The 22,116-nt window shown below is 70.6% G+C and carries 24 protein-coding genes; 14 read left to right on the top strand and 10 right to left on the bottom strand.

Going from position 1 to position 22,116, the window contains the following annotated elements; translation table 11 throughout:
- Nucleotides 1-116 precede the first annotated feature (116 nt).
- The 7 genes from C8263_RS06320 to C8263_RS06290 all read left to right on the top strand — a co-directional run bounded on the left by C8263_RS06320 (nt 117) and on the right by C8263_RS06290 (nt 8,060).
- Complete coding sequence (locus tag C8263_RS06320) at nt 117-629, top strand: RNA ligase family protein (protein ID WP_107137259.1); 513 nt, start codon at nt 117-119, stop codon at nt 627-629.
- Nucleotides 626-1,465, top strand: a complete 840-nt coding sequence (locus tag C8263_RS06315; protein WP_107137258.1) for a TIGR02452 family protein — start codon at nt 626-628, stop codon at nt 1,463-1,465. Before C8263_RS06320 ends, C8263_RS06315 begins: the two co-directional genes overlap by 4 nt.
- Nucleotides 1,462-2,730 carry an AAA family ATPase gene (locus tag C8263_RS06310; protein WP_107137257.1) on the top strand — a complete coding sequence of 423 codons (1,269 nt, stop codon included), beginning with the start codon at nt 1,462-1,464 and terminating at the stop codon, nt 2,728-2,730. The genes C8263_RS06315 and C8263_RS06310 overlap by 4 nt, the downstream gene beginning before the upstream one ends.
- A complete protein-coding gene (locus tag C8263_RS06305) occupies nt 2,718-3,527 on the top strand; it encodes a nucleotidyltransferase domain-containing protein (protein WP_107137256.1) in 810 nt (269 codons plus the stop codon). The genes C8263_RS06310 and C8263_RS06305 overlap by 13 nt, the downstream gene beginning before the upstream one ends.
- Complete coding sequence (locus tag C8263_RS06300; RefSeq protein WP_107137255.1) at nt 3,518-4,063, top strand: 3'-5' exonuclease; 546 nt, start codon at nt 3,518-3,520, stop codon at nt 4,061-4,063. Before C8263_RS06305 ends, C8263_RS06300 begins: the two co-directional genes overlap by 10 nt.
- 87 nt (nt 4,064-4,150) lie before the next feature.
- Nucleotides 4,151-6,670, top strand: coding sequence for a replication restart helicase PriA (gene priA, locus C8263_RS06295; protein ID WP_107137317.1), 2,520 nt, complete (start codon nt 4,151-4,153; stop codon nt 6,668-6,670).
- Between the two features lie 571 nt (nt 6,671-7,241).
- Complete coding sequence (locus C8263_RS06290) at nt 7,242-8,060, top strand: DUF4384 domain-containing protein (protein WP_146160610.1); 819 nt, start codon at nt 7,242-7,244, stop codon at nt 8,058-8,060.
- A 70-nt stretch (nt 8,061-8,130) separates the two neighbouring features.
- Here C8263_RS06290 and C8263_RS06285 read toward each other — a convergent pair whose 3' ends face one another.
- Together C8263_RS06285 and aguB are read right to left on the bottom strand one after the other, a co-directional pair.
- The gene (locus C8263_RS06285) at nt 8,131-9,357 is read right to left on the bottom strand and encodes a cytochrome P450 (protein ID WP_107137254.1); all 1,227 of its coding nucleotides are present in this window, start codon (nt 9,355-9,357) and stop codon (nt 8,131-8,133) included.
- Nucleotides 9,358-9,399: 42 nt separating this feature from the next.
- Nucleotides 9,400-10,290 (bottom strand): N-carbamoylputrescine amidase, encoded by an 891-nt coding sequence (gene aguB, locus C8263_RS06280; RefSeq protein ID WP_107137253.1) that lies wholly within the window; start codon nt 10,288-10,290, stop codon nt 9,400-9,402.
- A 157-nt stretch (nt 10,291-10,447) separates the two neighbouring features.
- On the opposite strand from aguB, the gene C8263_RS06275 reads away from it, so the two are divergent.
- The 3 genes from C8263_RS06275 to C8263_RS06265 all read left to right on the top strand — a co-directional run bounded on the left by C8263_RS06275 (nt 10,448) and on the right by C8263_RS06265 (nt 12,690).
- Nucleotides 10,448-10,966: a hypothetical protein gene (locus tag C8263_RS06275; RefSeq protein WP_146160609.1), complete on the top strand. Its 519-nt coding sequence runs from the start codon at nt 10,448-10,450 to the stop codon at nt 10,964-10,966.
- A 72-nt stretch (nt 10,967-11,038) separates the two neighbouring features.
- The gene (locus C8263_RS06270) at nt 11,039-11,677 is read left to right on the top strand and encodes a DsbA family oxidoreductase (RefSeq protein ID WP_107137251.1); all 639 of its coding nucleotides are present in this window, start codon (nt 11,039-11,041) and stop codon (nt 11,675-11,677) included.
- Between the two features lie 137 nt (nt 11,678-11,814).
- A complete protein-coding gene (locus C8263_RS06265; RefSeq protein ID WP_107137250.1) occupies nt 11,815-12,690 on the top strand; it encodes a VOC family protein in 876 nt (291 codons plus the stop codon).
- Between the two features lie 152 nt (nt 12,691-12,842).
- Here the strand turns inward: C8263_RS06265 and C8263_RS06260 are convergent, their stop codons facing one another.
- From C8263_RS06260 to C8263_RS06235, 6 genes are all read right to left on the bottom strand, one after another.
- Complete coding sequence (locus C8263_RS06260; RefSeq protein ID WP_233218675.1) at nt 12,843-13,991, bottom strand: GNAT family N-acetyltransferase; 1,149 nt, start codon at nt 13,989-13,991, stop codon at nt 12,843-12,845.
- Nucleotides 13,988-15,046, bottom strand: a complete 1,059-nt coding sequence (locus C8263_RS06255; protein WP_199188327.1) for an agmatine deiminase family protein — start codon at nt 15,044-15,046, stop codon at nt 13,988-13,990. The genes C8263_RS06260 and C8263_RS06255 overlap by 4 nt, the downstream gene beginning before the upstream one ends.
- A gap of 47 nt (nt 15,047-15,093) precedes the next feature.
- A complete protein-coding gene (locus tag C8263_RS06250) occupies nt 15,094-15,426 on the bottom strand; it encodes a hypothetical protein (protein WP_107137248.1) in 333 nt (110 codons plus the stop codon).
- A gap of 39 nt (nt 15,427-15,465) precedes the next feature.
- The gene (locus tag C8263_RS06245; protein ID WP_233218674.1) at nt 15,466-16,023 is read right to left on the bottom strand and encodes an orotate phosphoribosyltransferase; all 558 of its coding nucleotides are present in this window, start codon (nt 16,021-16,023) and stop codon (nt 15,466-15,468) included.
- Entirely contained in the window at nt 16,020-16,289 is a 270-nt protein-coding gene (locus tag C8263_RS06240) for a hypothetical protein (RefSeq protein ID WP_107137247.1), read from the bottom strand. Before C8263_RS06240 ends, C8263_RS06245 begins: the two co-directional genes overlap by 4 nt.
- Nucleotides 16,290-16,634: 345 nt before the next feature.
- Complete coding sequence (locus tag C8263_RS06235; protein WP_107137246.1) at nt 16,635-18,020, bottom strand: ribonuclease catalytic domain-containing protein; 1,386 nt, start codon at nt 18,018-18,020, stop codon at nt 16,635-16,637.
- Nucleotides 18,021-18,360: 340 nt separating this feature from the next.
- Between C8263_RS06235 and C8263_RS06230 the strand changes: the two genes are divergently transcribed.
- The 4 genes from C8263_RS06230 (at nt 18,361) to C8263_RS06215 (ending at nt 20,602) form a co-directional block, all read left to right on the top strand.
- Entirely contained in the window at nt 18,361-19,239 is an 879-nt protein-coding gene (locus C8263_RS06230) for a hypothetical protein (RefSeq protein ID WP_107137245.1), read from the top strand.
- Nucleotides 19,239-19,475, top strand: coding sequence for a hypothetical protein (locus C8263_RS06225; RefSeq protein WP_107137244.1), 237 nt, complete (start codon nt 19,239-19,241; stop codon nt 19,473-19,475). Before C8263_RS06230 ends, C8263_RS06225 begins: the two co-directional genes overlap by 1 nt.
- Nucleotides 19,472-20,140, top strand: coding sequence for an SHOCT-like domain-containing protein (locus C8263_RS06220; RefSeq protein WP_107137243.1), 669 nt, complete (start codon nt 19,472-19,474; stop codon nt 20,138-20,140). The genes C8263_RS06225 and C8263_RS06220 overlap by 4 nt, the downstream gene beginning before the upstream one ends.
- Nucleotides 20,141-20,248: 108 nt before the next feature.
- Nucleotides 20,249-20,602: a DUF2089 domain-containing protein gene (locus tag C8263_RS06215; RefSeq protein ID WP_225476314.1), complete on the top strand. Its 354-nt coding sequence runs from the start codon at nt 20,249-20,251 to the stop codon at nt 20,600-20,602.
- Here C8263_RS06215 and C8263_RS06210 read toward each other — a convergent pair.
- Both C8263_RS06210 and C8263_RS06205 read right to left on the bottom strand, forming a co-directional pair.
- The gene (locus tag C8263_RS06210) at nt 20,565-21,152 is read right to left on the bottom strand and encodes a GNAT family N-acetyltransferase (RefSeq protein WP_107137242.1); all 588 of its coding nucleotides are present in this window, start codon (nt 21,150-21,152) and stop codon (nt 20,565-20,567) included. The two genes, C8263_RS06215 and C8263_RS06210, sit on opposite strands and share 38 nt — an antisense overlap.
- 178 nt (nt 21,153-21,330) lie before the next feature.
- Nucleotides 21,331-22,026, bottom strand: a complete 696-nt coding sequence (locus C8263_RS06205) for a Crp/Fnr family transcriptional regulator (RefSeq protein ID WP_107137241.1) — start codon at nt 22,024-22,026, stop codon at nt 21,331-21,333.
- Nucleotides 22,027-22,116 lie beyond the last annotated feature (90 nt).

Below are 22,116 nucleotides of genomic sequence, written 5' to 3'. Positions count from 1 at the left end.
CCTGAAGCCGACTGCCTCCTGTGGGTGTCGTCCTATGACCTGATGAACACAAACTCAGTCCTGTATAATATTTTCCTCGTTATACACGCGAAAATTGCCACTGTGATCATTTTAAGATCCAACACATCGGATCGAACACCAGCCTCTACCGGGACGACCTGCACGCGCGCAGCCTGGACACCCGCCCGCACCCCTCGCGCACCTGGGTGAAGGCCGAGCGGGGCCGCATTGGCCACGAGATTCCGCCGGGCTGGCGCCTGTGCGGCGAGAACGTGTACGCCGTGCACAGCCTGCGCTATGCCGATCTGGACGGCTACTTCTACCTGTTTTCCGTGTGGGACGAGCACAACGTCTCGCGCCCGTGGGACGAGGTGCGGGCCTGGGCCCGGCGGCTGGCGCTGCCCACCCCGCGTGAGCTGTACCGGGGCCCCTGGGACGAGGCCGCCCTGCGCGCCCTGCACGTGAACCCGGAGCAGATGGAAGGTTACGTGGTGCGCGTGACCGGCGAGATTCCCTACGCCGAGTTTGGGCGCCGCGTGGCCAAATGGGTGCGCCGGGGCCACGTGCAGACCGGCGCCCACTGGCTGAGCAAACCCGTGGAGGCCAACGGCCTGAAGGAGCAGCCATGACCACCCATGCGGCGCGTGTGCAGCTGGCGCAGGAGACACTGAAATTTTTGCGGCAGGGCTGGTATCCGGCCGGCGGGGCGCAGGTGCCCCTGCCGGATCTGCGCCCCATGCTGGACGGCACCCGGCTGCTGACCCCGGCCGACGGACCAGCCCTGCTGAAGGCCCTGCGGGCGACCCAGGGCCGCTGCGTCACCCGCACTGAGGTCACCCCCGAAACGACCTTTGCGGCGGCCCGGCGCCTGCGGGCCCACGGCGCCGAAGTTCTGGCGCTGAATTTCGCCTCGGCCCTGAAGCCGGGCGGCGGCTTTCTGAAGGGGAGCCTGTCTCAGGAAGAGGACCTGTGCCGCTGCAGTGCGCTTCACCTGTCCCTGACCGCGCCGCAGGTCTGGGGCTATTACGCGGCCAACCGCGAGGAGGGGTCCGCCCTGTATACCGATCATCTGATCTACAGCCCGCAGGTGCCCGTGTTCCGCGACGACGAGAGTGCTCTGTTGCCCCACCCGGTCACAGTCAACGTGCTGACGGCGCCCGCCCCCAACGCCGGGGCCGTGGCGGTGGGCGAGCCCGAGCGCCGCGCTGAGGTTGCGGGTGTGCTGCGCCGCCGCGCCGCACGGGTGCTGGGCGCCGCCGCCCAGACCGGGCAAACCCATCTGGTGCTGGGTGCCTGGGGCTGCGGCGTGTTCCTGAACAACCCGGTGACTGTGGCCGCCCTCTTCCGCGAACTGCTGGCCACCGAGGCGGCGGGCGTGTTTGAGCACGTGACGTTTGCGGTGTATGACCGCCAGGCAGGTCAGCCGGTGCTGCAGGCCTTTCAGCGCGCGCTGGGCACTCCATGAACGCCCCCACTGTTCCCACGGTGCTGGCCCTGCTGGCCGAGGGCCAGCCCCTGACCTTTGAGACCATAGGCGCGGCCTTCACGCCCTTTGTGCCGTTGCTGGCGCGCCTGCCCGGGATTCCACAGGACCCCCAGTGGCACGCCGAGGGGTCCGTGGCCGCCCACAGCGCCCTGGTGGTGGCGCACGCCCACACCCTGGCCGATGAGGCGGGCCTGCGCGGCGAGGCCCGGGCCGCACTGCTGCTGGCCGCTGCCCTGCACGATCTGGGCAAGGCGCACACCACGCGCGAGGAACCCGACGAGATGGGCGAGGCGCGTCTGCGTTCGCCGGGCCACGCCCGGCGCGGCCGGGATGAACTGGCCTTCCGGTTGCTGGACGCAGGAGTGAGTCGGGGGCTGCTGCTTAGAGTCCTGGCCCTGGTGGCCGAGCACCACAGCCTGCACCGCGCGCTGGACGGCGACTGGGCGCGCGGGGTGCCCGCCCTGCCCGCGCTGACCCGGCTGGCCCGCGCCGATGCCCGGGGCCGCGTGGTCCTGAGCGGCGACGCGGCGCGCGGAGAAGAAACGGCCGACCTGCTCGAACTGGCCGCCCGGGAGCTGGGGGTGTGGGCAGGGGGCGACCCCTTCGCCGCCTTCCGCGCCGAGGTGGCCGACCTGCTGCCCGGCGCCAGCCCGGATCTGCTGGCGCTGGCCGTGGGGCGCGGCCTGCAGGACTGGGCAGCGGGCCGGATTCATACCCCCCACGAAGCCGCCGCCCGGGTGCAGGACGCGGCCCGGCAGGGCTTCCCCCAACTGACGGTGCTGTGCGGGCCCAGTGGCAGCGGCAAATCCACCCTGGCCGCCGAGTACGCCGCCAGCGGCGGGGACACCGAGGTGGTGAGCCTGGACGCCCTGCGTGCCCGGATCGGCGGGGGCCGTCACAGCGCGAAGCACGACACCTGGGTCAGTGGTCAGGTGATGCAGGCCGCCCGCGCAGCCCTGCGCGCCGGGCTGCGCCGGGGGGCCCACGTGATCTGGGACGCCACCAGCCTGCGCCGCAGTGGCCGCGCGCAGGTGCTGGGCCTGGGCCGCGATTACGGCGCCCTGACCCGGATTGTGGTGGCCTGGACGCCGCCCGCTGTGGCCGCCGCCCGCAACCACGCCCGCCCCGAACCGGTGCCCACCGCCGTGCTGGCCGGGCAGCTGCGCGCCCTGGACTTTCCCGAGGTGACCGAGGCCCACGAGGTGATTCTGCGCAGCCTGGAGGATGAAACATGGACGCTCTGAACGTTCCACCCCAGCTGGCCGCCGCCGTGGCCGACCATCCCTGGCCGCTGGTCTTCGCCACCGTCAGCGGCGCGCACCTGTACGGCTTTCCCAGCAAGAACAGCGACTGGGACCTGCGCGGCGCGCATGTGCTGGGCCTGCGCGAGGTGCTGGGGCTCACCGTGAAGTCTCAGACCGTCGAGCTGTTCAGTGACCCTGCACTCGACGATACAGAGATGGCGCCTGACGGCCCTCAGATCGAACTTGATCTGGTCACGCACGACGCGCACAAGTTCGCGGCGCTGCTCCTGAAGCGCAACGGCTACGTCCTGGAACAGCTGCTCTCGCCGCTGGTGGTGCACACCTCGCCCGCCCACGCGGCGCTGGTGGCGCTGGCCCCGGGCGTGCTCACCCGGCACCACGCGCACCACTACCTGGGCTTCAGTGCCAACCAGTGGACCCTGCTGGAAAAGGAAAGCGTGCCGCGCGTCAAACCGCTGCTGTACGCCTTTCGCACCGTGTTGACGGGCCTGCACCTGATGCGAATGGGTGAGATCCAGGCCAATCTGGAGGTGCTGAACGCCGGGGCCCGGCTGCCTTTCCTGACCGATCTGCTGGCCCTGAAACGGCAGGGGCACGAGGCCGAGCCGCTGCCCGGCGACCTGCCTTTCTACCGCACGCAGCACGCCCGGCTGCTGGCCCGCCTGGAGGACGCCCAGACCACCACCCACCTGCCAGCGGCTGTGCCGGAAGAGACGCGCCGCGCCGTCAGCGACTGGGTGGTGGCTGTGCGCGTGGGCGAGCTGCCGTGTTCCTGAACGTCGTGGATGTGGAAGCCACCTGCTGGGATGGACCGCCGCCCCCCGGACAGGTGAGCGAGATCATCGAAATTGGCCTGTGCGTGCTGGACCTCTCCACCCTGGACCGCACGGAGCGCCGCGCCCTCCTCGTGCGCCCGGAGCGCTCGGAGGTCAGCACCTTCTGCACGGAACTCACGGGCCTGCGCGCGCAGGACGTGGCGAATGGCCTGAGCTTTCAGGACGCCTGCGCCGTGCTGCGCCGGGACTTCCACGCCGATTCGCGCCCCTGGGCCAGCTGGGGTGACTACGACCGCAAGCAGTTCCAGGCGCAGTGCGCGGCAGCGGACGTGCCGTATCCGTTCAGTGGCCGGCACACCAATGCCAAGAAGGTCTTCACGGGGGCCCACCGCCTGAACAAGCGGCCCGGCATGGCGCAGGCCCTGGCCCACGCGGGGCTCCCCCTGGAGGGCCGCCACCACCGGGGCGTGGACGACGCGTGGAACATTGCCGCGCTGGTGGCGGGGCTGGTGCGTGCGGGGAACTGGCCGGACTGAAGCTGGCCGCTGCCCAACCTGTCCCCTCCCCGCCGTCAAGGGCCCGGCTCACCGCGCTGCTTTTCCCGGCACGCTAGCTTTGTGGGTGTGACGCCGGCCGCTGCTCCCCCTCCTGGTTCGTGGCTGGTGGCCGTGAACCTGCCGGTGGTGGCCTGCGATTTTGCGCCTCCACACGGTGCCCAGGGCCCGGCCCCGCTGGGCTGCCGGGTGCTGGTGCCCTGGCGCGGCGAACTGGTGGTGGGGCTGGTGGTGGGTACCGGGGACGGCCGGAGCGCCCACCGCCTGCGCGAGGTGGTGCAGGTGCTAGACGACCCGGGGCGCCCCTGGGTACCGCCCGCCACCGTGCAGGGCATTGGCGAGTGGGGCCGCGACGCCCGGCTGCCGGCAGGCCTGATCTGGGGCGACCTGCTGGGGGTGGGCTGGGCGGCCGCGTACGTTCATCTGGTGCGCGCGGTGGACGACGCCGACCTGAGCCCCTTTGCCCGCAAGGTGCCGGGCGTGCGCTGGACCGACGCCGGGCATTTTCCGCCCGCACTGCTGGACGCCATTCGCGAGCAGGGGCTGCTGGAAGAACGCTTCACGCCCCAGCCGCGCACCAAAACGGTGGTCCAGGCCCGCGCTCTGGCCGACGTGCCGCCAGCGGCGCGGCTGGTCACGCGGCTGCAGGCCATAGACCCCCCGCCCCCGGGGCTGACCCCCAAGCAGGCCCAGGCGTGCGCGTGGCTGCGCGGGCAGGGGCCCACCGACACCCTGAGCGCCTGGGCCCGGGGCGCTGGCCTGAGCCCCAGCGTGGTCACGGCGGCCCTGAATGCGGGGGGGGGGGCCTACGTGCGCGCCGAGGCCCCGCCCCCAGCAGCGTGGACCTGGCTGCGGGCACAGGGGCCCGTGGATTCCTACGCCGCGTGGGCCAATGGCGCCAGCGCCGACGGCGTGCCCCTCAGCCCCACCCAGGCCGGCACCCTGGCCCTGCGCGGCTGGGCCGACACCCTGGAAGTCCCGGCCCCGCCCCCGGCCCTCCCGGAGGCCCTGCCCCTGGCCGCGCCGCCCCGTGACCTGCCGGACCGCCTGCCCCAGGCGCCGGTGTGGCGCCTGCACGGGGGCCGCCCGGGGTCACGCTTCGCGGCGCTGGCACCCCGGGTGTTGGAGCTGCTTGCGCAGGGGCGCGGGGTGCTGGTGCTGGCCCCGGACCACGCCACGCTGCGCCGCGCCTGGGAGGGGCTGTCGGGGTTGGCGGCCCACGCGGGCACCCGGGCCGTGCAGGCCACCGGGAGCCTGTCGGCCGCGCAGCGCGAGCACACCTGGGCCCTGATTCAGGCCGGCGAGGTCCGTCTGGTGATCGGCAGCGCCCACGCCCTGAGTGCGCCGCTGCCGGCGTTGGGCCTGCTGCTGGTGCTGGAAGAGGCCAGCGACGCCCACAAGCTGCTCAGTGGCAGCCGCGCCTTTGTGCCGGACCTGGCTGCCCGGGTGGCCGCCGCCCACGGCGCGCAGCTGGCCTACGTGGGCTCGGCGCCCGCCGCCGAGAGCGTGCCGCACCCCGGCGCGGTGCTGCCCCCCCCGCGCATGCGCGTGCATGTGGTGGACTACGCCAACCCGCCCGAACAGCCTGAACTGGGCCCGCTCTCGGGGGTGCACCTGAAGGTGGGCGGCCTGGGCTATCCCCTCAGCCACGACCTGGCCCGGGTGCTGCGGCAGGTGCAGGAACGGGGGCGGCAGGCGGCGCTGCTGGCCCCCCGGCGCGGCTACAGCGCCCTGCTGCGCTGCCCGGGCTGCGAACATGTGCCGCAGTGCCGCCACTGCGACGTGCCGCTGCGCTTTCACCAGCAGACCCGGCAACTCACCTGCCACCAGTGCGGCTACCACCAGCCGCCCCCGGAGCGCTGCGACGACTGCGGCGAGCGCATGTGGCAGGCGCGTGGCCCCGGCACCGAATGGATTGCCCAGGAGGTGACCCGGCTGCTGCCCGGCCTGCCTGTCTACCGCTACGACAAGGATCAGCAGGACGACCTCTGGCCCCTGATGAACGGCGAGAGCGGCGTGGTGGTGGGCACGCAGCTGCTGCTCTCGCACGAGCCGCCCCCCAATCTGGCCCTGATTGGGGTCACGCTGGCCGACACGTGGCTGAATGTGTCGGATTTCCGGGCCAGCGAGCGCTACCACCGCCTGCTGCGCCAGCTGGCCGAGTGGCACCCCACCCGCGCGCCCATGCTGGTGGTGCAGACCTTCCAGGCCGAGCACCCGGCCCTGAAGGTGCTCCTGGAGGGCCAGGGGGTGCTGGCCTACCCGGCCGCCGAGGAGCGCGCCCGCGCCGCGCTGGGCTACCCGCCGCACGCCCGGCTGGCCCAGATCGAGGTGAGCGCGCGCGAAGCCGCCAGGGCCCAGGCCGCTGCCCAGGACCTCGCGGCGGCCCTGCACGGCGCCGGGGCCACTGCCCAGGAGGTGCTGGGCCCGGCGCCCAGTCCGGTGGCGCGGCTGCGCGGGGTCTACCCCTACCACCTGTTTCTGCGCGCCCGCAACGAGGCGCGGCTGGGCGAGCTGCTGCGCGTGCTGGATTCACGCACCTGGAAGGCGCGGGTGCGGGTGGACATCAACCCCCGGGGCGGGCTGTAGTACGAATTCCGAAACATTCCGTCACCCATGACGGAATGTTTCCGACCGGAGGGATTCGCAGAGCTGCGCCGCAGAGCAGGAAAGAGTGCGGATGTCCGGGAAGTGGAGAAACATCCAGTTCTTTTCTGGATGTCCCGGAAATGGATGGCAGTCCGCATGAGACGGATTCCGAAAAATTCCGTAACACGTTACGGAATTTTTCCGACCAGAGGGACTCGAAGAGCTGCGGAGCAGAGAAGGAACAAATGCGGATTTCCGGAAATTGGGCTGGAACAGCGCCGAAGGCGGGGAACATCCGGCTCTTTCCCGGATGTGACGGAAATGGACGGCAGTCCGCATGAGACGAGTTCCGACCCCATCGCTGTTGTCAGCGATTCGATCCGGGCGGACTGGCACAGCGGCGCAGCAGACTCGCAGAGCTTCGCAGGAGAGTGGGCAGGGGAAGCACAGCTTCCGTCTGTGGCATCAGCGGCCCGGAACCCAACCGAGGTGTCGGCTTCACGCCCGGACCTTCAGGCCAGCTGAACCGCCAGTCAGATTGGCGTCAAGCGGCGCCCGCAGGCTGGCGCTCATGAAACTGTTCGCAACTTCCATTTCGCTGCTGCTGATGACCCAGCTGGGCACGGCCACGGCGGCCCCACAACTGGGCGCCCAGAGCATCATCGTCAATCCGGTCCCCGGTGCCCTGAAGGTGAATGTGCGCACCAACCGTGATCCTTCCGGCAACGGCACGCCGGACTACCGGCCCGGCGATCACCTGGAGTTCTACACCCGTGTCAACCAGGACGCCTACGTGTACCTGTTCAACGTGGACCCCCAGGGCCGGGTCAACCTGCTGGCCGAGAGCGGGTTGCAGGCCAGGGGCAACTTTGTCAAGGCCAACACCACCCGCGTCTTTCCCCGTAAGGGACAGGCATCCACCTTTCTGCTGTCGCTGCCGCAGGGCCTGAACCGGGTGCTGGCGGTGGCCAGCCCCACACCGCTGGGCCTGGAGCAGATCGCGCAGGTCAAAGACACGCAGGGCGGCGCGGTGCCCCTGAAGGTCACCGGCACCCAGGGGCTGGCCCAGGCCCTGAGCATCGTGGTGACCCCGGTACCCGGCTGGACCAGCGACGTGGCGCAGTATCAGGTGGGCCGCCGCACCCTGGGCGCCCTGCCGGCCCTGGACCCGGCGGCCCGGCAGACCCAGGTGCGCTTTGAGAAGGACGCCCGCCTGAGCGAGGTGTACGTGGCGTACGCCGACCGCCTGCGCGCGGCGGGCTACCAGCCGGTGCGGGCGCAGTACGGCGAACAGCAGGCCAGCGGCACCTTCGTGTCCGGCACGCGGCAGCTCACGCTGGACGTGAAGAAATCCGGCCGCCGCTTCGACGTGAAGCTGGTGCGGAAGTAAGGACGGGGGCAGGCTTGTCCAGCCTGGCCCCCTGTCTTTGTGTGGGGGCCCGGACGGCCTGGCGCTGCGCCTATCCGTCCAGCCACACCTGCAGCCGGGCAGGGCCGCGCAGGCCCGGGTTGGGCTTGAAAGGCGGCTGTGATTCCACCCGCAGGCGCGGAAACTGTTCGGCCAGGGCAGCAAAGACCTCGGCAATTTCCAGCCGGGCGAGGCTGGCGCCCAGGCAGTAATGCGGCCCCGCCGCAAAGGCAAGGTGCCGGGCGCTGTTGGGGCGGTTCCAGTCCATGCGGCCCGGCTCGGGGAAGACACCGGGGTCGCGGTTGGCGGCGCCCAGCAGCAGCTGGGCAAACAGGCCCGCCGGCAGCGTGTGTTCCCCCACCGTCAGCGGCGCGCCCAGCAGGCGGCCGTCCATCTGTACCGGCGAAACCATCCGCAGCAGCTCATCAGCCACGTTGGGGTGACGGGGCTGTTCGGTCAGGGCAGCCCAGGCCCCGGGCTGGCGCGAGAGTTCCAGCAGGCCGCCGGGAATCAGGTTGCTGGTGGTTTCGTGCCCCGCCGTGAGCAGCAGCACGGCGTTGGACAGCAGTTCGTCGCCGCTGAGGCGCTCGCCACCATCCTCCACCGCCGCCATGGCCGACAGCAGCCCCGGCTGCGGGCGGGCGCGCAGTTCGCCGGCCAGGTCGCGGAAGTAGGCGCGCATTTCGCGGGCGTCGGCGTCTATGCGGGCCATCAGGTCGGGGCTCTGTCCCGCGCTGCCCAGCAGATCAGCCACCGAGGCCGACCAGCGCACAAAGCGGGCCTCGTCCTCGCCGGACAGGCCCAGCATGCCCATGATCACCCGCGCGGGCAGGGGATTGGCCAGCCCCGAGACCAGATCGGCCCCCGGGCCCTGGGCGCGCAGCTCGGCCAGCAGGCCAGCAATCAGGGCGCGCACGAGTTCGCGCTGCTCTTCTATCACGCGCGGGGTGAAGGCCGCCGCCACCAGACCGCGCAGCCGCGCGTGCGAGGCGCCGCCATGAAACAGCATCATGTGCTGCAAGAGGTGCAGGCCGTCTGAAAGGCCGGCGGCACCCTCCAGGCCGCCCCCACTGAGCGCTCCGGGGAAGCGCAGCACCGCGCTGGCGACCGGGTGGCTGGTGATGAACAGGCCCTCCCAGCCCGCCTGTTTCAGGCGCAGCACCCCGCCCGGCCCCAGCGCCCGCACCTGTTCATAGGCAGGGTAGGGGTTGGGAATGGTATCCGGGTGCCACAGGGCCGCAACCGATTCCTGCGGGGTGGGAGATGGGAGAGCGGTCATGGCCCCAGCGTGCGCCGCCAGGGGCCCGGATACAAGGCCCGCCTAGCCCCGGCGCGTCACCCCATCGGTGGTGAGCAGCGCGCTGTACAGCTCCGGGCGGCGGTCCCGGAAAAAGCCCATGCCCGCGCGGAACTTGCGGGCCTCCAGCAGGTTCAGGGTATGCAGCAGCGGCCCTTCTTCAGTTTCACCAAACTCGGCCACCAGCTCGCCCGTGTAGTCCGAGATAAACGAGTGCCCGTAGTAGGTCTGGGTCAGGCCGCCCACTGTTTCGGTGCCAATGCGGTTGGCGGCGCCCACATAGCTGGAGTTGCTCACCGCGTGCCCCACCATGGCGCGCTGCCACATGTGATGGCTGTTGGGCGTTTCCACCTCGGCGGGTTCGGTGCCAATAGCAGTGGGGTACAGCAGGAAGTCGGCGCCCTGCAGCATCATCACCCGGGCGGTTTCGGGGTACCACTGGTCCCAGCAGATGCCCACGCCCACGCGCCCGTAGCGGGTGGCCCACACCCGGAAGCCGGTGTCGCCGGGGTTGAAGTAATACTTCTCCTCGTAGCCGGGGCCGTCGGGAATGTGCGTTTTGCGGTAGTTGCCCAGCACCTCGCCGTCGGCGTCAATGCACACGAGGCTGTTGTAATGTGCCTGCCCCGCCCGCTCGAAGTAGGACAGCGGCAGCACCACGCCCAGTTCCCGCGCAAGGTTCTGAAAGCGGCCAATAAAGGGGTGCCCCTCCTGCGGGTGGGCCAGGGCAAAGTAGTCTTCGCGCTCCACCTGGCAGAAATACAGGTTCTCGAACAGCTCGGGCAGCAGGATCACCTGGGCGCCCTGCCGGGCGGCCTCGCGCACATGGGCCTCGGCACGGGCCACGTTGTCGTCCAGCTGGTCGGTGACGTGCATCTGCACGGCGGCGAGTTTCACGGTCTCCGGGGTGCTCATGCGCCCCACGCTACCGGAAAGGGCGGCCCAGGATGGTGCGCCACTGGGCTATGCTGGCCCCCGATTGGCCATTGCCTCTGTGATGAGCGGCGCGCCGGTGGTCCCGGTGTCCCGCCTGCATGGTCCCTTTGCCCCCAACCCGCCCCACAGGAGCCGCATGACCCCAGTTCGCCCCTTCCGGTCCACCCTGTTCGCGCTGCTCCTGCCGACCCTGCTGATCGGGGGGTGGACAGACACGGCTCAGGCGGGCGGGGCGGAGCGGGCCACCGGGCTCACCACAGAGCCCAGCCGCCCGGTGACGGCCCTCCGAACGCTGCCTGTGCCGCTGCCCTTCGCGCCGGACCAGCAGAGCGTGACCCTGCGCCCCGGCGAAGTGCTGCGGCTGCCGTTCTGGGAAGACACCCTGAACGATCTCCGGCGCTGGCAGGCGGCCCTGAGCCCCCGGCCCGGTGAGGCCAGCGCCCTGCGCCTGATCGCCGCTGCGCGTGTGCCCCGGGGCGACCACGGCCACGCCCTGTCGCAGGTGGACGGCGCGTTCGTGCTGCGCGCGGTGCCGGGCGCCGCCACCACCGAAACGCTGCGGCTGACCTGGGCCTCCCCGGAGCCGCTGGACGCCGCGGCCCAGGCGGTGTTTCCGCCCCGGGTGCTGCACCTGACGATCCGGGTGGTGCCCTAGATCCAGGGGCACTGGGCCCAGCGGAGGACCGCGCCCAGAGTGCTGCCGTGCCCAGAGTGTTACCGTGCCCCCATGACCGACCTCTACTTTGATTTCCTGTGCCCCTACGCGTGGCGCGGCGTCGAGCTGGCCGCCACGCTGCGCGCCGGGGGCGAGGGCTTTCGGCTGCGCCACTACTCGCTGGCGGAGGGCAACCACCCGGACAACGCCCAGACGCTGACCTGGCGCCTGACCGATCAGTCCGGTGCCGAGGGCCCGGCCCACCAGCAGGGCAGCCTGCGCGCCTTTGTGGCCTCGCACGCGGCAGCCGGGCAGGGCGAGGCCGCGCACTGGGCCTTTGCCCTGGCCCTCTTCCGCGCAGTCCATGAAGACAAGCAGCTGCTGGACACGGCCACCCTCATGGCCACCGCCGAGACCGCTGGGGTGGACCTGGCCGCCTTCGAGCGCGCCCTGGCCGACGACCAGGCCCGCCGCGCCGAGCTGCGCGCCGACCTGGACGCCGCGCGCGAACTGGGCGTCTTCGGCACCCCCACGTTTGTTCTGCCCACTGGCGAGGCCGCCTACTACCGCTTTGAAACCCTTACCCGCGACCCCGCGACCGCCCGCGAATGGTGGACCCTGTACCGCACGGTGCTGACCAGCGAGGCGGAAATCGGCACAGTCAAGCGTGCGAAGAACCGCCCGCCGCGCAAGGGGGGCGTGAAGCCCTGAGGGGGCCATGAGGAAAAGAGCGGGAGCCTCTGGCGCCTGACCTCATAGCTCATGGCCCAAAGCCCATAGCCCCTTCCCCAACGCCCCCTGAACCGCCTTCCCATCCCCACGTGCCCCCCACCGCCTAGCCTCGGCGCATGACGCTGAGCCTGCCGGACGCCTCCACCCATTCCTCGCCCATTCTGGATCTGGCGGGGCTGACGCTGGAAGTCAACCACCTGGGGCGAGGGGTGCGCTTTTACGGGCAGGTGCTGGGTCTGCCGCTGCTGCACCTGGACGAGACGCGGCAGGTGGCGCAGCTGGGGGTGAACCCGGCGCAGACGCTGACCCTGTGGCGCCCGGTCACCCGTCAGGCGAACGAGCCCTGGCTGGCCCCGCTGCGGGCACGCGGCGGCAGCCATGTGCATTACGCCTTTCAGATTCGCCCCGAGGACCTGCCGCGCTGCCGCGACCTGCTTACGGCCCACGGCCTGCCCTGGCAGGAGATCAACCTAGGCACCCCAGAAGCCCCCGACCCCACGCTGTACTTCTTTGACCCCTTCGGGCACGGCCTGGAACTGCGCGCCGTGAACCGCGCCGACCCGCGCCAGCCTGCACTGCCGGTGCCTGAAGAACCCCTGCAGGCCCAGCCCCACGCCCTGCCGGTGCTGGGCCTGCGCGAGGTGGCGCTGGCCTTTGGCGACTACGGGGCCATGACAGCCCGCCTGCCGCGCGCCTACGGCCTCGCGCTGGCCAAGGAGCAGCCGGACCGCGATTTCGCCCAGTTCACCCTGGGCCCCGCGCCCGAGCCCGACGGCAACGGCACGCCCCGGCGCTGGCTGTACGCCTGGGACCCCCAGGTGGGCCTGGCCGACATGCTGGGCGGCGACCACGCCCACGTCACCTTCTACGCCGATGTGGCGGCAGTGGCCGCCCGCGTGCGCGCCGAGGGCCTGCCCTGCGTGGCCCAGGGCGAGCGGCTGGCCGCGCGTGACCCCGAAGGGCACGTGTTCGAGTTCCGCCCACTGCCGTAGGCCCCGCTAAGTAGCTCGCTGTTGATCTTTAGATCAACCGAGCGGGCTGGAACAGCTGCGCCGCAGAGCGAGTATCGAAAAAAGGACGTTGCACCGGGAGTGGAGACTTTGCGGTGCTCTCCTGCAAAGTCGTAACGTGAGGTGCAACGCCCTTAGTCCAGCGGCAGCCCCAGCCGCCGCGCGACCTCGCCGCTGGGTTGGCTTAGGCCGCTGCGCACGTCCATGTAGGCGCGGTACACCTCGTCGGCGCTGTGGATCAGGACTGCCAGGAGGCCGTGGTCATCGGCCTGCAGGCCCTGAATCCGGAAGCCCGCGCGCAGCTTGGGCACCAGCACCGCGTTGTTGGTGAGGTGATGGTGGCTGCGAATCAGGGGGTAGCCTTCGCCGTGCAGGGCCGCCATGACGTGCGGCAGCAGGCGGCGGTACACGCCCCGGCCCCGGTGGGCGGGCAGCAGGGCGGTGTTCACCATGTAGGCGGTGCGGGCGTCCCAGGCGCGGCTGCTCTGCCACCCGGCCACGTGGCCGCCGTGGGCGATCAGCCACGCCCATAGCGGCCCGCGTGGCGGCGCCCCCTCGGGCGCCCCGGCCCAGTCGAAGGACACGGTGCTGTATGCAGCCGCTTCCAGCTGGCCGTACACCTCCTGGTAGATCTCCGGCGAGACGCGGTGCAGCGTGTAGCCGCCGCCCAGGTCGGTGCCGGGCCCGGCTTCTGGTGGCAGGGGCCGCGCCGGAACCGCGCGTGCAGCCTCTGCGGGCACGCTGGGCAGTCCCAGGCGGCGCGCCGCCTCGCCCCGCGCGGCCCGGAAGCCGCTGCGCACGTGCATGGCCTCCCGGTAGGTGTCGTCCAGCGAAAGGGTCAGGGCTGCATTCAGGCCGCCCTCGTAGGCATTCAGGCCCTGCAGAAAGAACCCGGCGTGCAGTTTGGGCACCAGCACGGCGTTGTTCGTGGCGCGGTGGTGGCTTTGCACCAGTGTGAACCCCGCTGCCTGGAAGGCCGAGAGCAGGTGCGGCAGCAGCCGGGTGTACAGCCCCTGCCCCTGGTGCGCGGGCAGTAGCCCGGTGTCCGCCATGTACACGGTGCGTTCGTCGCGCGCGTGGGCGTGGTGCCACCCGATCAGCTGGTCGCCGCAGTACACCCCCCAGTTCCACGACTCGCCCAGCGGCGGGGCGGAGCGCACCGGCGGCCCAAAGGCGTACAGCGAGTTGCCGCCGAAAATCTGGTCCTCCAGCGCGGTGCAGGCCGCGCGGTACTCGGCCAGCGTGATGGGGCGGGCGTGGTGGCCCCCGCCCAGGTCAATCATTCCGGCCGCCACGGCTGGCCGGTGGGCTGCTGCTGGGTCACGCAGTGAAAAGAGCCGCCGCCCTCAATAATCGCGCGGCTGCTCAGGCCGATCACCTCGCGCTCCGGGAACAGGGCGCTCAGCACCTCCAGCGCGCGGGCGTCGTGGGGATCGCCGTACTGGGGCACCACCACGAAGCCGTTGCCAATGTAGAAGTTGGCGTAGGTGGGTGGCAGGCGGCCCTCGGCGCCCTCCAGGCGCTGGGCTGGGAGCGGCAGCTCCACGATCCGGAACGGCTGCCCGCTGAGGTCAGTCATGGCGCGCAGGTCGGCCAGATTCTTCGCCATGACCGCGTGATTGGGGTCTTCGGGGTTGGCCTCCACGCTGGTCACAATGGTGCGCTCATCGGTAAAGCGGGTGATGGTGTCAATGTGGCCGTCGGTATGGTCGTTTTCCAGGCCGCCGTCCAGCCACAGCAGCTTGTTCACGCCCAGCATGTCGCTGAGCAGCAGGGCGTACCCTTCTTCGGTCAGGCCGGGGTTGCGGGTGTCGGTCAGGAAGCACGACCGCGTGGTCAGGCCCACCCCGGCGCCGTTGACCTCCAGGCCGCCGCCTTCCAGTACCAGCGGCAGCGCCCAGCGGTGCGTGCCCAGGTGCCCGGCCACGTACTGCGGCACGCGGTCATCGTTCGCCCACTCGAACTTGCCGCCCCAGGCATTGAAGGTCCAGTCGGTCAGGGCCACGTCCTCACCGCGTTTCACAAAGATGGGCCCGTTGTCGCGCACCCACACGTCGTCCAGCGGCACGCGGTGAAAGGTTACGTCGGCCCCTTGCAACCGGGCGCGGGCGTCGTGTTCGCTCTCCTCGTCGCGCACCAGCAGCTGCACGCTTTCAAAGCGCGCAATCGTGCGCACCAGCTCGGCAAATTCGCCGCGCACGGCGTTCAGGTGCCCGAACCACAGCTCGTCATGGGCGGGCCAGCTCAGCCAGGTGGCGGCGTGGGGCGCCCATTCGGGGGGCATGGCAAACCCCAGCTCGCGCGGGGTGGGGTCCTGGGCAGGGGAGAGGTCAGACATGGGGGCAGGCTAGAGCAGGTTGGGGATTGTGGGAAGTGGGCTGGGCCTCAGCGCCCGTCGCTGAAGGTCACGACCAGGGGCGCGCGCGGGGCACCGGCCACGCGTTCGGTCGCGGCGCGGATGTGCAGGATGTTCGGCGCCGCCTGGGGCGCCGGAAAGGTCAGCGCGAGCAAGCGGATGCGCCCGCCCTGGGTCAGCAGCACCTGGGCCCGCAACTCCCCGGCCTGAACGCAGCGGGCGTTCATGGGGCAGCGGCTGTCCTGCACCCGCAGCAGGGTCACGGTGGCCGCGCCCAGGTCTGCGCTCTGACCGGGGCGCAGGTCCAGGGTGGCCGCGTGGGCCGGGGCAAAGAGCAGCAGGGCGGCAAGCAGGGCGCGCATGGTCCCCACTGTGCCGCCCGGACCTGACGGCCGGGTGATTTACTCCCGCACGCCTACGTGCAGCGGCGGTCCGGCGGGCGCGGCCTCGTGGGGGGTCCAGGTCTGAAACGGCGGCGGGGCCAGGGTGTGCAGCCGCTCGCCGGCCAGGGCCGTACGGCTGATCCACGCACTCACCCCCAGTACCGTGAGCCCCTGCGCCCGCAGGAACGCAGCGGCCGTGCGGGCCCCCTCGCCGGTGCAGATCAGGTCATCCACGTACACGGCGCGGTGCTGGGGGCCCGGTACATGCATGCGGTGCCACGCGGGTGCCGGCTCCAGGGTCACAAAGGCCACCGGCAGCCCCAGGTGCCGGGCCACGAAGGCGGTCAGCACGGCGCCGCAGGCCGGGGCCCCCACCAGCAGCGTGGTCCCGGGAAACTGCGTGGCAATCGCCTGCGCCTGCCACGCCGCCACACGGTCCAGCCGCGCCGGGTCGCGCATGACCTCGCCCTTTTCAATCCAGCCGTCGCTCCGCAGGCCGCTGCGAAACCGGGTGGAGCCAGGGCGCAGGGCGCCGGCTTCCTGCAGCAGCGCCAGCAGCTCAGGCGCCGCGCTCACCCGATGAGCGGGCCCTCGCCGCTGCCGGCCAGCGCACGGAAGCTGGCGGCCTTCTGGGTCAGGCCCATGCGCTCGTAGCAGCCAGCCAGCTTCAGGGCAAAGAACTCCACGGCGCGGCAGTCCTCGCGGCGCTCGGCGGCTTCCAGGCAGGTGCGGTAGTGCAGCACAGCGAGGTGGTACTGGGCAGAGCCGGCGGCGTGCTCGGCACGGCAGTGGCTCATGCGGAGGGACACGATGTCGCTCTGGACGGTGCTCGCTGCGGACATATCCGGCAGTGTAGCCACAGGGGGGGCTGCATGAATGCAAGATGAATCAGGTTTGCCAGAGCAGATTGTGCGTCCCTCACGCTGTTTTTCCGTTATAGCCGAAATGAGAACGTACGATTTTCCGCAGAACCGGGGCATCTGTCCTGGAACGCGGCCTGGCTCTGGGCGGCTGAAAGGGCGGCGCAGAGGGGTCCCCCACAGGCAGGGGCTTCCGCTGCGCTTCAGTCGCTCGCTGCCAGGCCCCCGATCAACCGAGCGGGCTGGGACAGCGGCGCCGCACATAGAGAAGCGAACACAGTGCCTGGCACCGGGAATGGAACCGTTGCAATGGGAGGGGCGAGATCCTTAGCCCACCACGCGCGCCCGCACCGTCAGCTCGGGCAGGTTCACATCGGTCAGCTGCACCTGCACCGCCTGTCCGGCGGGCACGGCGCTGCTCAGGGCCACGTCAAAGGCCAGTTCGGGAATCAGCAGGGTGGCCTGCGGGCCGCGCCGCTCCACCACCACGGCCGGCCACACCCGCTCCGGCTGGGCGGCCACGAAGCGCAGGGTGTGGTGCTTGCGGCTCAGGCGCTCGGCCTGCCGGGTGGCGTCGGCGTTCATCTGGGCCTGCGCCACGCGGGCGGCCACCGCCTTGCCGCTCAGGGGCTCGGCGCCGGTCAGGTGAGCACGCAGCTGCTGGTGGACCACGAGGTCCAGATAGCGGCGCATGGGGCTGGTCGCCTGGGCGTACAGGTCCAGCCCCATGCCCGCGTGGGGGCCGGGTGCCGGCTGAAAGCGGGTGCGGGCCAGGGTCTTGCGCCGCGCCCAGTGGGCCGTCAGGGTCTCGCCGCGCACCTCGCGGTGTGGGGGGTCCTGGGTGGCAAAGGGCAGCGCCAGCTCGTGGTCGTCGGCGTAGATGGCCGCCGCCCAGCCCGCCAGGGTCATGCACTCCTGCACCACCGCCCGCATGTCCGGCTTGGGCAGCGGGGTGACCACGGCGCCCGCCTCATCGGCCTTCACGCGCACCTCGGGCAGGTCTATGGTCAGCGCGCCCTCAGCCTCGCGCAGCGCCCGGCTCTGGGCCGCCAGCCCGGCCAGGGCCACGAAGGGCGCTTCTCCGGCGTCCAGCGCCGCCTGCGCCTGGGTATAGGTCAGTCGGGTCACGCGCACGGTGGTCAGGGCCACGTCCACGGCGTCGGCGTTGCCGTCGGAGTCCAGGTCCAGGCTGAAACTCAGGGCGGGTGTGGTGGAGTGCAGCCCCAGCCCCGCCTGCGCCACCAGGGCGTCCGGCACCATGCCCACCGTCTGGTCCGGCAGGTACAGCGTGGCGCCCCGGGCGCGCGCTTCCAGGTCCAGGGGGCTGTCCGGCGGAATCAGCGCCGCCACATCGGCCACATGCACCCACAGGCGCGTGCGGCCGTCAGGCAGCGGCTCCAGGCCCACGGCGTCGTCGGGGTCGCGGTTGCCCTCGTCGTCAATGGCGTAGCTCTGCAGCCCGGTCAGGTCCAGCCGGGGTTCCTCGGGAAAGGCAGGAACGGCCAGCGTGACCGGCTGCAGGGCCGCCCCCAGCCGGTCGGCGTAGGGCGTGCGGGCTTCAGGCCAGAGCCCGGCGCGCAGCAGCAGGGCGTGGGCCGCCTGCGGGGTTTCAGGCAGCTTCAGCTCGCGCAAGGTGCGGCTCTTGTCCTGTTTGCCCCGGGCCAGCAGTTCAATTTCGGTGCGCTGGGCGGGGGTGAGGTCGGGCAGGGTCATGGTTCAGAGCATAGGGGGCGCAGGGCCTGCCGTGCGCTGGCAAGCCCAGGTTTCACTTTAAAGAGGTTGGGTTTGCCAGTGTGCTGACAGGGCAAATTTAATCAGGGGAGGTCAGGGACTGGCTGCCCTTGTCAGCCCAATGCAGCTGAAGAGGGTGCCACACAGGTTTTCCTGGTGACCGGGCGTACCTCTTGCCGCCCTGGTCAAGCATTTGTAGAACGCTTTCCAGACCTGCGGACCGGGCATTCACCCTTCACTCACATCCGCCTCTTCATCAAATAGAAAGTCGGAATTGACAATCCGGAAGATTCATGTTTCTATATCTGCAAAGGAGACGAGCATGAATGAACAGCATCCGCAGGACGACTTCCGTTCGCACGTTCAGCGTCTGGTGGCCGAAGGCAAACTCACCGCCGAGGAGGCCCGGAGCCTGCTTGAAGATGTGGCGCCCACCGCCGCGCCGCAGCCCCACGTGACCGACGCCGGGCCCGCGCTGGCCCCGCCCCAGGCCGAGCACGCGCTGCACCTGCTGGTCAAGGGCTACAGCCTGACCGTGGTGCAGGACCCGTCTCTGTCGGCGCCGCACCTGAGCGCCAATGAGGAAGGCCGCCTGACCCTGGAGCACACCGCGCAGGGCTGGCGGGTGGCGCGCGTGCCCGGTTCGCACCAGCAGACCGGCACCGGCAGCCTCAAGGCCATCCTGACCCTGCCCTTTACCCCTGGCCACGTGAGGGCTGAGGTCAACGGCGGCAACCTGACCCTGCCCGACATGGCCGGCGAGATGCGCGCTGAAGTGAACGGCGGCAACGTGCGCATGGGCCGCGCCGCCAGCCTGCACGCCGAGGTGAACGGCGGCAACCTGACCGCCGCCGAGCTGGGCGGCCCCACGCACCTGCGGGTGAACGGGGGCAACCTCTCGCTCCGGGGCGCGCGCACCCTGAATGCCAGCGTGAACGGCGGCAACCTGAAGTGGGCCGGCGTGCTGACGGGCGGCGACCACCGCGTGGAGGTCAACGCCGGCAACGCCACCCTGCGCCTGCAGGAAGGCAGCAGCGTGCGCCTGGACGCCAGCGTGACCGTGGGCAATTTCCGCGCCGACTTTCCCACCCAGCGCCAGGGCGGCTTCCTGAACACCCGCCACCAGGGCCAGCTGGGCAGCGGCGCGGCCTCGCTCAGCGGCAAGGTGGCCGCTGGCAGTCTGAAGGTGGTGACCCAGTGATGAAACTTCCTGCCCAACCGCTGCACCCGGCGTGGCAGCCGGTGCGCCTGGACGCCGGGGCGTGGCTGCGCCGTATCTGGGCCCAGCTGGTGCGCCCGCCCACGGCCGAGGACCAGCTGGCCCGCCAGCGCCAGCGCGCCGAACTGCGCGCCGAGTACGAGGCCCGGCTGGACCTGTATCTGGCAGCCACGCTGCGCAGCGCCCCCGCGCGCTGCCCCTGGGGAGAGCGGCCATGAGAGAGAAGATCAAACGCATTCTGGACCTGATTCGCGCCGGCAAACTGACCCTGGACGACGCCGCGCCCCTGCTGGCCGCCCTGAGCCCCAAGCTGGCCCTGACCGACAGTGACCGCGAACTGCTGAGTGCCCTGCTGGCCCGCGAGGAACTGGACAGCGCCCAGGTGGCCGAACACCTGATGCTGCTGCGCGGGGTGCGTGACGCCGCCCCCAGCGCACCCTCTGCGCCCCAGCCGCCCCGCCCGCCCAGCGGCCCGCGCGTGGTGGTGGGGGGCCGCTCCGGGCCCCGGGTAGAGCATTTCGTGGACCGCCTGACGGGAGGAATAGACGCCATGGTTGAAAACATCACGTCCCAGGTCGAGCGCGAGATGTCGCAGTTCGAGCGCCACATGCACCACGAGGACCGCCACGGGCCCAGCCGCTCGCCCCGGGTGCTGCGCATTCAGGTGGAATCCCAGCACGGCGACGAATTCAGCGCCAATATCCCGGTCAGTCTGGCCGCCCACCTTGACAAACTGATTCCGCCCCACGGCCGCGCGGCCCTGGAAAGCGCCGGCTTTACCCTGGAGACCCTGCAACTCCTGATTGAGGCCAACCCCGCCCCCGGCCCCCTCATTGACGCCGAGGACCAGCACGGGAACGAAGTCCACATTGCACTGAAGTAGAGGGTTGAAAGTTGATGGTTGATGGAGAAGCAGGTCTTTTTCCATCAACCATCTGCCATCACCGCCCCTCGCTTGACCATCACCCAGGAACCATCAACCATGAACCCCATGCGTCCCCTGCCCCTGCCCTTTCCCGATGAAACCGAGTCGCCCCTGGTCACCGAACTGCGCTTCCCCACCAGCGGCGTGACGGTGCGCGGGGTCTTTGAACTGAATGAATTTGCCGTGCTGACCCCGGAAAACCTGGAGTTCCTGCGTCTGTATATCCGGGTGCGCGGCAACCTGAAGGAGGTGGAGCGGGTGCTGGGCCTGAGTTACCCCACGGTGCGCGCCCGCTTCGACACCCTGCTGCGCGCCATCGGCTACGAGCCGGAGCAGGCCGACCCCCAGGCGGAGGTGCTGGCCAGCCTGGAACGGGGCGAGATCACGCCCGATGAGGCGGCGCGCAAGCTGCGGCGCTAGGGGAGGGGGGCATCGGCTCTGGGCCGCCAGCACCCACCGTCCCGATCTCTGGCCACACCATGCGCACCTCGCGCAGCTGGCCGCCCGGAATCGGCTCCACCTTTTCGCCCGCCTCGGCCGCGCCCTGGCGGGCGTACCACGCCCGGGTGGGGTTCACGTCCAGCACCCACAGGGCCAGATTCCGGGCGCCGCGTGCCTGCAGCTGCCCGGCCACGGCGCGCAGCAGGGCCCGTCCGGTGCCCCGGCCCTGGGCGGCGCGGCGGCTGTACAGGGTCAGCAGTTCGGCGTCGTAGCCGGCATGGTCGCGGGCGGCCCCACCCGAGGCGAAGGCGATCACCGCGCCGCCCTCCTCGGCCACCAGCACCACGTCGGTGCCCGCCGCAATGTTCTGTGCCCAGAAGGCCGCGCGCCGCGCCCGCTGCGCCTCATCGGTCATGCGCGCCAGAAAGTCGTCGGGCATGAGGCCCGCGTAGGTTTCCCGCCAGCTGTCCACATGAAGGGCAGCGATGGCAGCAGCGTCCTCAGGCATGGCCGGACGAATGGTGGGCATGGGAGGAGTGTAGGGGGCGCCGGGAACAGAGGTGAACCAACTTGAAGGCAGCGGACAGGGTGGGTCGAGCAGTCGGTCTGGGCACCAAGGGGGCGAGACATGTGGTGCTCGCCCCCTTAACCTGCGTTCCCCTGAGCCCCTGAGCCTCTTTGACCCTTGGACTGGCGCCCCGCGCCCCCTACCCCCCCTGCTCGATATACCGTTTCAGCGCGTCCATGCGCACGATAATGGGCGTGCGGGCGCGCACAATGGCGCCGTCCTGCTTGAGTTTCCCCAGCGAGTGGCTGACTGTTTCGCGGGTGGCACCCACCATGCGGGCAATGTCTTCCTGGTTCAGTTTCAGGTTCAGTTCCACGCCCTGGCTGTGGGGACGGCCAAATTCCCGCGCCAGGCGGTAGAGCAGGCTGGCCACCCGTTCAGGGGCGCTGTAGGCGCTGACCGTGGCGCTCCACGCCTGGGCCTCGAAGAGACGGGCGGCCATCAGGCGAATCAGCTTCATGGCCAGATCAGGCTTACTGCTCAGGAGTTTTTGCAGTTCGCTGCGCGGCAACACGATCAGGGTGGTGCGTTCCAGCGCCTCGGCCTGGGTGGGGCGGCGCTCTTCTGGTTGCAGCAGCAGTTCGCCAAAGGTGTCGTGCTGGCCAATGACGCCCAGAATCGCTTCCTTGCCGTTGGGAAACAGCTTGCTGATTTTCACCAGGCCGCTGCGCACGAAATACAGCGCGTCGGCCGGGTCGTCCATGCGGTAGATCACTTCCCCGGGCCCGTAGGACCGGTAGGGGGTGCTGGCCGCCACACGCTCCAGTTCGGCAAGTTCAAGGTCGGCGAACAGCTCCGTTCTCTTGAGGTGCCAGACCAGGCTTGGATAGTTCATGATTCTTCACAATACCCGAAAATGCCGCGTTCCCCCGGTTCCGCCCCAGACGCGCCGGTTGCCAACCGGGCCCGACCCGTGTGCCACCTC

The sequence above is a fragment of the Deinococcus arcticus genome (assembly GCF_003028415.1).
Classification (GTDB): Bacteria; Deinococcota; Deinococci; order Deinococcales; family Deinococcaceae; genus Deinococcus; species Deinococcus arcticus.
The sequence above is the reverse complement of the archived record's forward strand: the minus strand, read 5'-3'. Positions and strand labels throughout refer to the sequence as shown.